This window comes from Saccharomonospora sp. NB11, from assembly GCF_015910535.1.
Classification (GTDB): Bacteria; Actinomycetota; Actinomycetes; order Mycobacteriales; family Pseudonocardiaceae; genus Saccharomonospora.
In genome coordinates this window covers 237,594-251,000 of the sequence record NZ_JACBJG010000007.1, presented here as the reverse complement: position 1 = coordinate 251,000, position 13,407 = coordinate 237,594, and the positions used below count along the sequence as shown (strand labels likewise).

The following is a 13,407-nucleotide window of genomic DNA, read 5'->3' as shown; positions in this document are numbered from 1 at the left end:
CTACGCCGGCTGCTCCACGGTGTCGGACGTCCGCAGGCGCTGCGAGATCACCTTCGTGATGCCGTCGCCCTGCATGCTCACGCCGTAGAGCGCGTCGGCGATCTCCATCGTCGGCTTCTGGTGGGTGATGATGATGAGCTGCGAGCTGGCCCGCAGTTGTTCGAGCAGCCCGATCAGCCTGCGCATGTTGGTGTCGTCGAGCGCGGCCTCGACCTCGTCCATCACGTAGAACGGCGACGGCCTCGCACGGAAGATCGCCACGAGCATCGCCACCGCCACCAGCGACTTCTCGCCACCGGAGAGCAGGGACAGCCGCTTGACCTTCTTGCCCGGCGGCCTCGCCTCCACGTCGACGCCGGTGGTGAGCATGTCGTCGGGTTCGGTCAACACCATGCGGCCCTCCCCGCCCGGGAAGAGCACGGAGAACACGGTCTCGAACTCACGCGCCACGTCGTGGTAGGCCTCGGTGAAGACCTGCAGGATCTTGTCGTCGACCTCCTTGACGACCGTGAGCAGGTCTCTGCGGGTGTCCTTGAGGTCCTCCAACTGCGTGGACAGGAACTTGTAGCGCTCCTCCAGCGCGGCGAACTCCTCCAGTGCCAGCGGGTTGACCTTGCCCAGTTGCGCGAGGTCACGTTCGGCGCGCTTGGCCCGCCTGGCCTGCGTGGCCCGGTCGTACGGGATCGGTTGGGGTGCCATCACCGTCTCGCCACGTTCCTTGGCCGCCTCGTACTCGGCCACCTCACCGGGGCCGGGCGGCACGGGCACGTCCGGGCCGTACTCGGCGACGAGGTCGTCGAGCGCCATCCCGAACTCCTCGGTGATGCGGGTTTCGAGCTGTTCGAGCCGCAGCCGCTGCTCGGCACGCAACACCTCGTCGCGGTGCACGGCGTCGGTGAGCTTCTCCAGCTCCACCGTCAACTCCCGCACCCGGTTGCGGACCTGGTTCAACGCCTGCTCGGTGTGTTCGCGACGCGCCTTGATGGCGTCCCGTTCGGCGGCGGCCCGCTGCAGCGACACCTCGATCCGGTCGAGTGCAGCCTCACCGCCCGCCACGACGGCTGCCGCAATGGCCGCGCCCCGCTCCCGCGCACGACGCGCCTTCTCGGCCCGCTCCCGCGCCTGGCGTTCCGCCTCGGCGGCACGGCGCAAGGAATCCGCCTTGCCCGCGAGGCTCCGCGCGCGTTCCTCGGCGGTGCGCAGCCCGAGGCGGGCGTCCATCTCCTCCTGCCGCACCTCGGCCAGTGCCTCGACGGCCTCGTCGCGTTCGCTCGTGTCGAGGTCCTCGTCCACCGGCTGCTCGGAGATCGCGGCAAGCCGTTCCTCCAGCTCCGCGAGCTGGGTGAGAACGGTCTGGCGGGTGCTCTCCACCTTCGCGCGCTGCGCCGTGAGCCGCTCGACCTCCGCCTGCGCGGAGCGCGCGGCCTTCTCCAGACTGGCCAGCCGTTCGGCGGAGCGAGCGCGGCGCACCTTGCCCTCGTTCACCGCCTCCTTGACCTGCTCCAACTCGTCCCGGCGCGCCTGCTGTTCGGCACGGGCGCCCTCCAGTTCGGCGGCCGTACGTTCGAAGGCCCGTTCGGCCGCGACAAGACGGTCCTGCGCCTCGTCGACGGCGGCCTGCACCTCGATGACGCTCTCGTCGCGCGCCGAACCGCCTGTCGCCCAGTGGGTGCCCAGCACGTCGCCGTCGTTGGTGACGGCCGTGATCTCCGGGTACGCGCCCACGACGCGCCGGGCGTCGTCGAGCGTGGCCACGACGGCGACCCGGTCGAGCGCGTGTTCCACCGCGGGCCGCAACGCCTCCGGCGCGGTGACCACCTCACGGGCCCACCGCGCGCCGTCGGGCAGCGTCGGCCAGGAGGCCGGGTCGCTCGACGTGGTCGCGCCGCCCACCAACAGACCCGCGCGGCCCGCGTCGTTCTGCTTGAGGAACCGCAGCGCGGCGACCGCGTTCTCCCCGTGCTCCACCGCCACGGCGTCGGCCACCGGTCCCAGCGCCGCCGCCAGCGCGACCTCGTACCCGGGGTCGACCGTCAGCAGCGCGGCCACCGAGCCCAGCAGGCCCGCGACGTCGTCGGCCGCGCCCAGCAGCGCCCCGGCACCGTCCTTGCGCTTCAAGCCCATGGACAGCGCGTCGACACGAGCCTTCTCGGAGGCGATCTCCCGCTCCGCCGCACGCTCGGCCTTGACGAGCTCCTCGACGCGCGCCTTCGCCGCCTTGTGAGCCTGAACGGCCTGGTCGTGCCGCTCGCGCAGGCTCTCGTCGTCGGAGTCCTCGACACCGCCCTCGGCGCGTGCTTCCTCGACGCTCTCCGCGGCGGCCTCGGCCCGCTCGACCGCCTCGGCGATACCGGTGCTCAGCCGTTCGATCTCCTCGGCGGTGGCCGTGCTCTTGCTCCGCAGCGCCTCCACCTGGCCGGACAGCTTGGCGATGCCCTCGCGGCGGTCGGCGATGGCCCGGACGGCGGCGAGATGGGCGCGTTCGGCCGCCTGCACAACCTGTTCGAGGTGTTCCCGCCGTTCGACGACCTCGGCGAGCAGGGCGCGAGCCTCCGACACCGCCTCGGTCAGCTCCGCCTCCCGCTCGGCGACTCGTTCGGCCTCGGCGAGCAACTCCTCGGGGTCGCGCCCGGTTCCGCCGGTGTCGACCTCGGCCGACAGGTGGCGGCGCCGCTCCGCCGCCAGCCGCACCGTGCCCCGCAGCCGTTCGGCGAGGGCGGACAGCTTGTACCAGGTGTCCTGCGCGGCCGTCAGCTTCGGGGCGTCCTCGGCGAGCGCCGCTTCCAGCTCACTCTGCTCGGAGACGACGAACTCCAGCGTCTGCTCCACCTCGGCACGACGCTCGCGCGCGGCCCGCTCGTCCGCCTCGTCCTTCTCGATCTCCCGACGCTGGGTGACGAGGTCGTCGGCGTAGAGCCGCAATTTCGCGTCACGCAGCTCGGCCTGGACGGCCTGCGCCCGCCGCGCGATCTCGGCCTGCTTGCCCAGCGGCTTCAACTGCCGCCGCAGCTCGGCGGTGAGGTCGTTCAGCCGGTCGAGGTTGGCCTGCATCGCCGTCAGTTTCCGCAGCGCCTTCTCCTTGCGCTTGCGGTGCTTGAGCACCCCGGCCGCCTCCTCGATGAAGGCGCGGCGCTCCTCGGGCTTGGCCTGCAGGATCTCCGACAGCTGCCCCTGCCCCACGATGACGTGCATCTCCCGGCCGATGCCGGAGTCGGACAGCAGCTCCTGGATGTCGAGCAACCGGCACGTGCTGCCGTTGATCTCGTACTCGCTCGCGCCGTCGCGGAACATGCGGCGCGTGATCGACACCTCGGTGTACTCGATGGGCAACGCGCCGTCGGAGTTGTCGATGGTCAGCGTCACCTCGGCACGGCCGAGCGGAGCCCGGCCCGCGGTGCCGGCGAAGATGACGTCCTCCATCTTGCCGCCGCGCAGGTCCTTGGCCCCCTGCGTCCCCATCACCCAGCGCAACGCGTCGAGGACGTTCGACTTGCCGGAACCGTTGGGGCCGACGACGCACGTGATGCCCGGCTCGAACCGCAGGGTGGTCGCCGACGCGAAGGACTTGAAGCCCTTGAGCGTCAGACTCTTCAGGTGCACGCGGTGTAGACCTTTCCCGTCCCGACTCCCGTACCGACCGACGACGGGTGACCCTCTGCCGTCCGTACTCCCGTCGGTACTCGCTGTCCGATCGGCTGATGTTACCGACGCACCCGCCAAGGTCGTGGTAGGCGGGCATCGGCGTGGCACCCGGCCCCCGCCGACGAAATCCGCACGTCGTCGGGCCGACGCTCAGCGTTCGACGAACCCCGTGAGACCGCCCCGCGCCGCCGACCACAGTTCGGCCACGTGCTCCACTCGTCCGGGTGTTTCTCCGGAGCGGAGCGCGCGCAGGAGCTGCTCACACGCCGCGCGTGGTCCCTCCGCCACGACCTCCACCCTCCCGTCCGGAAGGTTCGTCGCGCGTCCCGTGAGCCCCAGTTCCAACGCACGACTCCTGGTCCACCAGCGAAAACCCACGCCCTGCACCGAGCCGTGCACCCATGCCGTCAGTCGCACCGTCTCCGTTTCACCCGTCACGCCCTCATCGTCGCGCACCCCGACCGCACACGACGGCGCGGGCTCGCGTGGGTGAACGCGTTCGCGGGTCGTTTCACGCCGGTGATACTGTGCCGCGCGAACACTCGGGGGCTCGAAGCATCTCCGAAGGAGTCTCATGACCACCTCGCCAGGGCAGCAACCACGCGACCAGGTCGCGCCGCCCCGCGAGTCCGCAGGACGGCTGCACCGCAGCGGTTACCTCGCGCTCGCCGCCAGCGGCCTCGCGCTGTGCACGGCGTTCGCGGCGGTGGCCCAGATCGTTCAGCCCGAGACCACCGAGAACACCGGGGTCACGCAGACGGGACGGTCCTCCGGAGGCGGCGACCCCGCACAGATCGTGCCCGGGCAGGCCGAGCCCGCCGAGACCACGGTCGTGATCGACGGCGTGGCCGTCACCGGGTCCATGTCGGCCTCCTCGGAGTCGTCGACCACGGAGACCACCACCGACGAGGACGACGCCCCTCGAACCTCGGTGGACACGCCGTCGCAGAGCCAGCCCCCGCGCACCTCGGACGGCAACGGCGACGACACCACGCGACCGCAGCCCACCCAGCCGACGAACGAGCCGGGGCCGAACCCGACGGACACACCCGGCCCCTCGGAGCCCACGGACCCCGAACCCACGGACCCCACCGAGCCGTCGGAGCCGTCGGACTCTCCGGAGCCGTCGGAGCCGTCGACGCCCGAGTCATCCCAGGACACCTCACCGCCGGTGGGAAGCTCGTCGCCGGCCGGAACGCCGAACCCGACGTCGAGCCCGACGTCGAGCCACTCGGACGAGCCGGTCCCGTCATCCACGTCCCGCGATGACACGAGCCCGTCGGCGACGAGCACCACCTCGACGCTCCCGTCGTCCGAACCGACTGCCTGACCTCACCACGACGCGTGCTGGCCCGTCACTCGGACGGACCAGCAACACCGGCCGCGAGTGGCCCCCATCACCGCCGCCTCCGCGCGGAATGCCACCCTTAAGATTTCGATCTACCCTCTAATGTCTGAAGCAAACAGAAGTTGTGCAGCCTCAGAGATATGATGGGGGGACACAGACAAAAGGGGGTCCGCGGTGGAAGAGCCCAGTCCGGAGCTGCTGGAGAGCTACACACGCCTCCTCGACCTCGTGCGCAGCGGTGCCGCCGACACCCGGCCCGCGCTCAGCCAGCGCACCGGCCTCGGCCGCACGGCCATCACCCAACGCACCACCACCCTGCTCGACGCGGGCCTGCTGGAGGAAGGTGACCTCAACCCGTCCACGGGAGGTCGCCAGGCCCGCACTCTGCGGTTCCGCAAGGACGCCGGTCGGCTGCTCACGGCCGAGCTCGGTGCCACCGGCTTCACCGCCGGCGTGACCGACCTGATGGGCACGGTCCTCGCGATGACCCACCAGGACTGCGACATCGCCCGCGGTCCCGACCCGGTGTTGGCCGAGGTCGAGAGCGCCCTCGACACGCTGCTCGCCGAACTGGGCGGCTCGCCGAAGGACGTCTGGGGCGTCGGTCTGGGCCTCCCCGGTCCCGTCGAGTTCGCGACCGCCCGCCCGTCCGAACCGCCGATCATGCCGGGCTGGAACAACTACCCGGTGCGCGAACGGCTGGTCGCCCGCTACGACGCGCCGGTCTGGGTGGACAACGAGGTGAACCTCCTGTGCCTCGGCGAGCTCCGCACCCCCGGGTTGCCCGGCGAACTCGGCGACCTGCTCTACGTCAAGATCGGCACGGGCATCGGCGCGGGCATCAGTCACGGTGGACACCTGCACCGTGGGGCGCAGGGGTGCGCGGGCGACATCGGCCACGCCGCCGTGTCCGACGACAGTGCCGTGGTGTGCCGGTGCGGCAAGACCGGCTGTCTCGAAGCCGTCGCAGGCGGTGCCGCTCTGGCTCGCGACGGGGAGGAGCTGGCTCGCTCGGGTGAGAGCCCGGCCCTGGCCGCGACGCTCGCCGCGAAGGGCACGATCACGGCCGCCGACGTCACCGCCGCCGCGAGCGCGGGCGACCACCACGCCGTGCAGCTCATGGTCAGCGCGGGGCGACGTATCGGCGCGATGCTCGCCACGATGGTGAACTTCTACAATCCGTCGACCATCCTGCTGGGCGGCAAGATCGCCGGGGCCGGTGACCTGTTCCTCGCGACGATCCGCGAGACGATCTACCGGCGTTCGCTCCCGCTGTCCACACGCGAGCTCCGCATCGAGAAGGCCCGGCTCGGCGAGGAAGGCGGACTCGTCGGCGCCGCCTACATGGTGCTCGACGAACTGTTCTCCGTGCGGTACTTCGGCAAGTGGTTGCACGCGGGGTCCCCGAACGGGCTCTCCGGCCTGCACACCGGCAACGGCGTCCACACAGCGGCGGTCTGAGGTCGGGACCACCGCCGGCCACCGCCGGTTCGACGTGCTCCACCTGAGAACCGACTGTGAATTGGGACCCTTCGGGCACTGTTCGCACGGCCTCCGACGTTGGACAGGGTGAAGAGCACGACAGTGTCTCCCCAGAGGTGAGAGAAAAGCATGACCCAGGCGTTCTCCCGGACGGCGTACTCGCTCCCGCAGCAGGCACCGCAGCTGCCGACGATGCCCACGGGCTGGCCGATCGGCTCCTACGACACCTACGCGGAGGCGCAACGCGCCGTCGACCACCTCGCCGGCAAGGACTTCCCGGTGCAGGACGTCACCATCGTCGGCGTCGATCCACTGTTGGTCGAGCGCGTCGCCGCACGACTGACATGGGGCAAGGTCCTGGTCGGCGGTGCGATGTCCGGCGCGTGGTTCGGACTCTTCGTCGGGCTGCTCCTCAGCCTGTTCACCCCGGGCGCCGGACTCGCCCCCATCCTGATCAGCCTGGTCACCGGTGTCGCGTTCGGAATGGCGTTCTCCGCCGCGAGCTACGCCGCGACCAGGGGACGTCGCGGCTTCATCTCGCACAGCCAGCTCGTCGCCCGCCGCTACGACGTGCTGTGTCAACCGCGCAACGCCGAGAGCGGCCGTGACCTGCTCGCGCAACTCGCGTGGTCGAACGCGCGCGGGTTCTGAGCGCCACGCTCACTTGCCTCCGGGTACGGCGACCGTGAAGGGCACGTCGTCGACCTCCTCGCAGAACGGCTGCGAGATCTCGTAGCCGTTGACGACGCCACGCTCGTCGAACCCGCCCAGCTCGATGTGCGGCCGCGGGAACCGGTTGTCCGTACCGACCTGGATCTCCTCGCCCAGGTACGGGTCACACGCGTACCTGGGCACCAACACGGGAGTGCCGTCCTCGTCGTAGAGGTAGACGTCGGTGAGCGCGTTGCCGTCGGAGTCGAAGACGTACAGGTTGTGCAGCGGGCGCGGACCGTAGTAGAGCAACGGATCCCCGTTCATGTCGAGGTTGCGCTGTTCGTCGGTGTACAGCGCCTCGTAGGGCGGAGGGTCCTCACCGAGAGTGCGGAGGACGAAGCCCGCCGCCCCCACACCGGCTCCCAGCACCAGGGCCGACAACGGGATCGCCACGGCAGCCCATCGCGAGTCGCGCGCCGACTTCGGCCCGGCCCACATGGCGATTCCCGCCAGCACCAGCAGGATGGCCAGGCTGAGGATGCCTCGGCCCGGGCCTACGGCGGTCGCGACGGCGAGCAGTCCCAACAGCGCCGCCGACATCACCCACCACACGGGATTGAGCGCCCGCAGCAGGCTCCCGCCGCGGGACACGGCCTCCCGTCCCGCCCGCAGCTCCAGCAGCCTGCGCACCTCCGGCAGCGTCGACAGATCGTCCGCTCCTCGCACGACGAGGTACCCGGCCGCGCCCGCCATCAGCACCACCGTGAGCAGCAACAACGGAAGCGCGCCGTTGTCGTCCAGGTTGACGGCCACCGTCATGCCCGCCGCGGCGGCGCAGATCGTGGCCGCCAGCAACCCGGCCAACGCGACCCGCGCGATCATCGTTCGTGGCTTCTCGGTCGCCACGGTCTCGTGCGGCGCGGGCGGGTACTCCCCCGTGGCCCGCACCTCGGCGGCGTAGCTTTCCGGAGCCCCGATCTCGGCGACGACGGCCTCCAGGCTCGCCCCGTCCCCCAGCCGTTGGACGATCTCCGTCAGCTGCGGTCGGACGTCCTCGACGATCTCCTCGATCTCCGACGTCGGCAGATCGGACAACGCCGTCCGCACGCGCCCCAGATAGGCACGGACGACGGGATGGGTATGTGCAGTCATGAATTTTCTCCCAACAGGCGCTCCATGGTCGCCGCGAACGTGCGCCAGGTCGTCGTCGAGCCGGCCAGTCGCTCTCGCCCCAGCTCATTGAGTCCGTAGTACTTGCGGTGAGGGCCTTCCTCGCTCGCCACGACGTAGGTGGTCAGCAACCCGGCCTTGTACAAGCGCCGCAGCGTGCCGTACACGGAGGCATCCCCCACCTCCTCCAGCCCGGCCTGGCGCAACCGCCGCACGACGTCGTAGCCGTAGCCGTCGTCATGGCGCAGCACAGCCAACACCGCGAGGTCGAGCACGCCCTTCAACAGCTGACTCGTCTCCACCGGCCCTCCCTCCTTGCCCTGCGCGGAGGACAGTACCACGCATTGCGCAGTAGTGTGGACAAAAATGTACTGAGCGTCCGTGGAAGAGCCGAAACGACGCGCTCAACCCGGATGCAAAGACCCCGAACGACGACCCGCGGATCACCGGAAACAGCGAAATCGCGGGGAGCAGGCGCCAGGTGGGCGCCCGATCGAGAGTCGCCGCAGGACAGAGCGGCGGGGACTCAGCGGCGGCGCGGCTGCGTTCTCGACCGCGGTTTCGGCTGGCACCGCGGACAACTGAACGACGAGCGGTTGGTGAACGTCTCCCGCACGATCGGCGAGCCGCAGCGCCGGCAGGGCTCCCCTTCACGGCCGTAGGCGTCGAGCGAGCGCGAGAAATAGCCCGACTCGCCGTTGACGTTGACGTAGAGCGCGTCGAAGGACGTGCCCCCGACCGTCAACGCCTCGGCCATGACGTCGGCCGCCGCGGTGAGCACCTCACGCGCCTGCGCGGCCGTGAGCCGATCCGTGGGACGCGCCCAGTGCAGCTTCACCCGCCACAACGCCTCGTCGGCGTAGATGTTGCCGATTCCGGACACCAGAGTCTGGTCGAGCAACGCGCGCTTGACCTCGGTGCGCCGCGCACGCAAGGCACGAGCCACGGCGTCGACGTCGAACAACGGGTCCATGGGATCGCGCGCGATGTGGGCGATCGTCGACGGCACCACCGTGCCGTCGACCTCGACGAGATCCGAGACCGCCAGCCCACCGAACGTGCGCTGGTCCACGAAACGCAGCTCCGGTCCGTCGTCGGCGAAGCGCAGCCGCACCCGAAGATGCTTCTCGTCGACCGCGTCACGCGGTTGCACGAGCATCTGCCCGCTCATGCCGAGATGCGCCAACACGGCGGCGCCGTCGGCAAGGTCGAACCACAGGTACTTGCCACGCCGCCGGACATCCGTGATCTTCGCGCCGGTGAGACGGCCGACGAAGTCCGCCTCACCCGGCACGTGACGACGGATGGCTCTCGGGTGCAACACCTCCACCGAGGCCACCGTGCGCCCGATCATGTGTGCTTCGAGGCCGGAGCGCACCACCTCGACCTCGGGCAGCTCGGGCACAGGTCTACTCCGTCTGTTCTCCGGCCTGCTCGTCCGTGCCCAGCTCCTCGCTGAGCGCGCGCCAGGCCGCTTCGGCAGCCTTCTGCTCGGCTTCCTTCTTCGTGGTGCCGTCACCGTGCCCCAGGTCACGACCGCCCACGAGAACCACCGCGCTGAACTCCTTGCGGTGGTCGGGGCCGGTGTCGGCGACCTTGTACTCGGGCACGCCGAGACCCGACGACGCGGTGAGCTCCTGAAGACTGGTCTTCCAGTCCAGGCCCGCGCCGCGACGCGGCGCCTCGTCGAGCAACTTGCCGAACATGCGGTGCACCAGCGACCGCGCGACCTCGATTCCGTGCTCCAGGTACACGGCGCCGATCACGGCTTCCAGACCGTCCGCGAGGATGCTGGCCTTGTCCCTGCCGCCGGTGAGTTCCTCCCCCTTACCGAGCAGCAGGTGGGCACCGAGCCCGCCCTCACCGAGAGTCCTCGCCACCCCCGCCAACGCGTGCATGTTCACCACGCTGGCCCGCAGCTTCGCCAACTGGCCCTCGGGCAGGTCCGGGTGCTGCCGGTACAGGTGGTCGGTGACCACGAGACCGAGCACCGCGTCACCGAGGAACTCCAGCCGCTCGTTCGGCGGCAGGCCCCCGTTCTCGTACGCGTACGAGCGGTGGGTCAGGGCGAGGTACAGCAGCTCGCTGTCGAGTTCGACACCGAGCGCGTCGAGAAGGGATGCGGGATCGGCTGCCGGTCCGCTGGGCGACTTACCCCCCATTCCGACCGACCTTACGCCGGCTCGACAACCTGACGGCCGGCGTACTGGCCACAGTGCGGGCAGGCGACGTGCTGCGGCTTCGGCTGGCGGCAGGCGCGGTTCTGGCAGGCCACCAGCTGCACCGGGCTAGCCTTCCACTGCGAGCGGCGCGAGCGAGTGTTGGAACGCGACATCTTCCGCTTGGGGACGGCCACGGCTGGGTCTCCTCACACAGGTCTGCTCGCGGGTGCGAGCGGTCTTGCGAACTACGTCGGACGACTGCCCGACAGGCTTACCGGTCGGAGCCGCTCGCCGTGTCGCCACCCGGAGTGTCCTCCAGGCGCTGCACCAGCGCGGCCCACCGAGGGTCTATCGTCTCATGCCCGTGCCCGGGCTCGAGATCGGCCCACTTCATGCCACAACCGGAGCACAGTCCCGCGCAGTCGTCGCTGCACAGCGGCGCCAGCGGGAGCGCAAGGACGACGGCGTCCCTGACCATCGGCTCCAGGTCGATCCAGTCGTCGACGATGCGACTGATCTCGTCCTCGTCCGTGGTCTCGTCGGTGGTGGAGTCCGGGTAGGCGAACAGCTCGGTGACGCTCACGTCGAGATGTCCCGTCACCGGGTCGAGGCAGCGCGAGCACTGTCCCGCGGTGTCCGCGGACGCCGTGCCGCTCACCAGGACACCCTCGACGACGGACTCCGCCAGCAGGTCCACGGTGACCGTCGACCCCTCGGGCACCTCGACGACGTCGGGCACTCCGAGCGCCGTCCTCACCGGCAGCGTGCGCTGCAACGGCAGGCTGGTGCCCGGCCTGCGGCCCAGCTCATGGGTGTCGAACAGCCACGGGTTGCGCGCGTCGGCACGCTGCGGGCTGGAAGTCTCGTCAGACATCGGAGCTTTCTCGAACGATCACGTTGATGACATCGGGCGGGGCGGGGACACACCGGTCCCTGCCGACGACCACGGTCACCAGCCTACGCGAGTCACCCGGTCACTGTGCCTGGTAGTCGTAGACGGCCGGACGCGCGGCCGACCCCACCGGACCGCGCAGGTGGTTGCGGCCCGAGTCCACCGTCCGCAGCGTGGTGGCGAGCAAGTCGGAGAACTCGGCGAGCTTCGTGTCGACGTAGGCGTCGCAGTCCGCACGCTGCCGGTCGGCCTCCTCGTGTGCCTCGTCGACGATACGAGCGGCCTCGTTGTGGGCGGCCTGCACGACCTCCGTCTGGGACACCAGGCGCATTTGCTCCCGCTTGCCGTCGTCGACGGCCCGCTCGTAGGCGTCGCGGCCCGCCTGCACCATGCGGTCGGCCTCCACCTGGGCGCGCTCGGTGACGTCGGCGTACTCCGCCTCCCCCGCGGCGATGGTGCGGTCGGCTTCCTCGCGCGCCTCGGTGACGATGCGCTCGGCCTCGGCACGAGCCTCGGCCAGCAGCCGTTCCGCCTCCTCGTTCGCCGAGGCGACCGTCTCGTCGGCCTGTTCCCGGGCCGAGCGGATGATCTCGTCACGCCGGTCGAGGACGTCCTGGGCGTCGTCCACCTCGGCGGGCAGGGCGTCGCGGACGTCGTCGAGGAGTTCGAGCACGTCACCACGTGGGACGACACAGCTCGACGTCATCGGGACCCCACGGGCCTCCTCCACGATCGTGACGAGCTCGTCGAGCGCCTCGAAAACCCGGTACACGGCCACTCCCTCGCGGCATCGATTCCACGCGACGCCACTAGTCTGCCGCGTTCGGTGCCCGAACTGTGGCAACCACGGCACCAGGCGTGTCCGGTGTCGGCCACGAACCGTGACCGACACCGACCGTCACTGCGCGAGCTTCGCCTTCAGCCGCTCGTGCACCACGGCGGGCACCATCTCGCTGACGTCGCCCCCGTAGGTGGCGACCTCCTTGACCAGCGAGCTCGACAGGAAGCTGTAGGCCGGGTTGTTGGACATCAACAACGTCTCGACACCCGACAGCTCGCGGTTCATCTGCGCCATCTGCAGCTCGTAGTCGAAGTCGCTGACCGAGCGCAGCCCCTTCGCGACCGCAGCGATGTCGTGCTGCCTGCAGTAGTCGACCAGCAGGCCACGCCAGGAGTCCACCCGCACGTTGGGCAGGCCGGCCGTCACCTCGCGAAGCATCTCCAACCGCTCCTCGACGGTGAACAGGCCCTGCTTCTTCGGGTTGATGAGGACGGCCACGACGACCTCGTCGAACAACGCGGCGGCACGCTCGATGATGTCGAGGTGCCCGTTGGTCGCGGGGTCGTAGGAACCGGGACAGACCGCTCGCCGCATGGCGCGGACGCTATCAAGCAGACCGGCGCCTCGCGCGGAATGTGACCAATCGCTCGACGCTCCGCCGCCCCGGTCAGGACGCCGGATACTCCGCGCGGAACAACGTGTTGTCCCCGTACGTGCGGGTCCGCAGCACGCGCAACGCGTCCGGCCACCGCGGCGGCCCGTCCTGCGAACGGCGCTCGACCACCAGCAACGCGTTCTCGGCGAGCCACCCGTTGTCGACCAACCGCGTCAGCACGATCCCCAACGTCTCGGCGTCCACGGCGTACGGCGGGTCGGCGAGCACCAGGTCGAAGGGCCTGCCCGCCGGTTCGGCCACCACGGACTCCACCCGCCCCTGGCGCACCACACCGCCGAGCCCCACGTTCGCGATGTTGCCGCGCAGGATGTCGGCCGCCGTCCGGTCGGCCTCCACGAACACGGCCTCCTTCGCACCTCGCGACAGGGCTTCCAGACCCAGCGCACCGGACCCCGAGTAGAGGTCCAGAACCCGCACCCCGTCCAGTTCGCCGGCGGCCTCCAACGCGTTGAAGAGTGCCTCCCGCACCAACTCGGTCGTCGGTCGCGTTCCCTTCGGAGGAACCCGCAGCGTGCGCCCGCCTGCCAGTCCGGCCACGATCCTTGTCACAGCACCATGCTCGCACCTCGCCCGTGCGGCGGGACGCGTCCATGGCCACAC

The 13,407-nt window shown here is 70.3% G+C and carries 14 protein-coding genes; 3 read left to right on the top strand and 11 right to left on the bottom strand.

Features of this window, described 5'->3' with window-relative positions:
* Both smc and JAV51_RS20250 read right to left on the bottom strand, forming a co-directional pair.
* Entirely contained in the window at positions 1-3,600 is a 3,600-nt protein-coding gene (gene smc, locus JAV51_RS13120) for a chromosome segregation protein SMC (RefSeq protein ID WP_197320981.1), read from the bottom strand.
* A 192-nt stretch (positions 3,601-3,792) separates the two neighbouring features.
* Entirely contained in the window at positions 3,793-4,080 is a 288-nt protein-coding gene (locus JAV51_RS20250; RefSeq protein ID WP_307845875.1) for an acylphosphatase, read from the bottom strand.
* Between the two features lie 136 nt (positions 4,081-4,216).
* On the opposite strand from JAV51_RS20250, the gene JAV51_RS13110 reads away from it, so the two are divergent.
* The 3 genes from JAV51_RS13110 (at position 4,217) to JAV51_RS13100 (ending at position 7,123) form a co-directional block, all read left to right on the top strand.
* Complete coding sequence (locus tag JAV51_RS13110; RefSeq protein WP_197320979.1) at positions 4,217-4,972, top strand: hypothetical protein; 756 nt, start codon at positions 4,217-4,219, stop codon at positions 4,970-4,972.
* Between the two features lie 192 nt (positions 4,973-5,164).
* Positions 5,165-6,451: an ROK family protein gene (locus JAV51_RS13105; RefSeq protein ID WP_197320978.1), complete on the top strand. Its 1,287-nt coding sequence runs from the start codon at positions 5,165-5,167 to the stop codon at positions 6,449-6,451.
* Positions 6,452-6,601: 150 nt separating this feature from the next.
* Positions 6,602-7,123, top strand: a complete 522-nt coding sequence (locus JAV51_RS13100) for a general stress protein (RefSeq protein WP_197320977.1) — start codon at positions 6,602-6,604, stop codon at positions 7,121-7,123.
* Between the two features lie 9 nt (positions 7,124-7,132).
* On the opposite strand, the gene JAV51_RS13095 is transcribed toward JAV51_RS13100, so the two are convergent.
* The 9 genes from JAV51_RS13095 to rsmD all read right to left on the bottom strand — a co-directional run bounded on the left by JAV51_RS13095 (position 7,133) and on the right by rsmD (position 13,356).
* Entirely contained in the window at positions 7,133-8,278 is a 1,146-nt protein-coding gene (locus JAV51_RS13095) for a hypothetical protein (protein ID WP_197320976.1), read from the bottom strand.
* Complete coding sequence (locus JAV51_RS13090) at positions 8,275-8,598, bottom strand: PadR family transcriptional regulator (RefSeq protein ID WP_197321045.1); 324 nt, start codon at positions 8,596-8,598, stop codon at positions 8,275-8,277. The genes JAV51_RS13095 and JAV51_RS13090 overlap by 4 nt, the downstream gene beginning before the upstream one ends.
* Positions 8,599-8,822: 224 nt before the next feature.
* Positions 8,823-9,701 carry a bifunctional DNA-formamidopyrimidine glycosylase/DNA-(apurinic or apyrimidinic site) lyase gene (mutM, locus tag JAV51_RS13085; RefSeq protein WP_197320975.1) on the bottom strand — a complete coding sequence of 293 codons (879 nt, stop codon included), beginning with the start codon at positions 9,699-9,701 and terminating at the stop codon, positions 8,823-8,825.
* Positions 9,702-9,705: 4 nt separating this feature from the next.
* Entirely contained in the window at positions 9,706-10,458 is a 753-nt protein-coding gene (gene rnc / locus JAV51_RS13080; RefSeq protein ID WP_197320974.1) for a ribonuclease III, read from the bottom strand.
* 11 nt (positions 10,459-10,469) lie between these two features.
* Positions 10,470-10,652 (bottom strand): 50S ribosomal protein L32, encoded by a 183-nt coding sequence (rpmF, locus tag JAV51_RS13075; protein WP_005444145.1) that lies wholly within the window; start codon positions 10,650-10,652, stop codon positions 10,470-10,472.
* 77 nt (positions 10,653-10,729) lie between these two features.
* Positions 10,730-11,332 (bottom strand): DUF177 domain-containing protein, encoded by a 603-nt coding sequence (locus JAV51_RS13070; RefSeq protein ID WP_197320973.1) that lies wholly within the window; start codon positions 11,330-11,332, stop codon positions 10,730-10,732.
* Positions 11,333-11,432: 100 nt separating this feature from the next.
* Complete coding sequence (locus tag JAV51_RS13065; RefSeq protein WP_197320972.1) at positions 11,433-12,122, bottom strand: ATP synthase F0 subunit B; 690 nt, start codon at positions 12,120-12,122, stop codon at positions 11,433-11,435.
* A gap of 126 nt (positions 12,123-12,248) precedes the next feature.
* Complete coding sequence (gene coaD, locus JAV51_RS13060) at positions 12,249-12,725, bottom strand: pantetheine-phosphate adenylyltransferase (RefSeq protein WP_197320971.1); 477 nt, start codon at positions 12,723-12,725, stop codon at positions 12,249-12,251.
* A gap of 73 nt (positions 12,726-12,798) precedes the next feature.
* Positions 12,799-13,356, bottom strand: coding sequence for a 16S rRNA (guanine(966)-N(2))-methyltransferase RsmD (gene rsmD, locus JAV51_RS13055; RefSeq protein WP_197320970.1), 558 nt, complete (start codon positions 13,354-13,356; stop codon positions 12,799-12,801).
* Between the last annotated feature and the right edge of the window lie 51 nt (positions 13,357-13,407).

Coding starts and splice junctions, on each gene's coding strand:
- JAV51_RS13110 (WP_197320979.1), top strand. CDS start 4,217: ATGACCACCTCGCCAGGGCAGCAACCACGCGACCAGGTCGCGCCGCCC.
- JAV51_RS13100 (WP_197320977.1), top strand. CDS start 6,602: ATGACCCAGGCGTTCTCCCGGACGGCGTACTCGCTCCCGCAGCAGGCA.
- JAV51_RS13095 (WP_197320976.1), bottom strand. CDS start 8,278: ATGACTGCACATACCCATCCCGTCGTCCGTGCCTATCTGGGGCGCGTG.
- rnc (WP_197320974.1), bottom strand. CDS start 10,458: ATGGGGGGTAAGTCGCCCAGCGGACCGGCAGCCGATCCCGCATCCCTT.
- JAV51_RS13070 (WP_197320973.1), bottom strand. CDS start 11,332: ATGTCTGACGAGACTTCCAGCCCGCAGCGTGCCGACGCGCGCAACCCG.
- coaD (WP_197320971.1), bottom strand. CDS start 12,725: ATGCGGCGAGCGGTCTGTCCCGGTTCCTACGACCCCGCGACCAACGGG.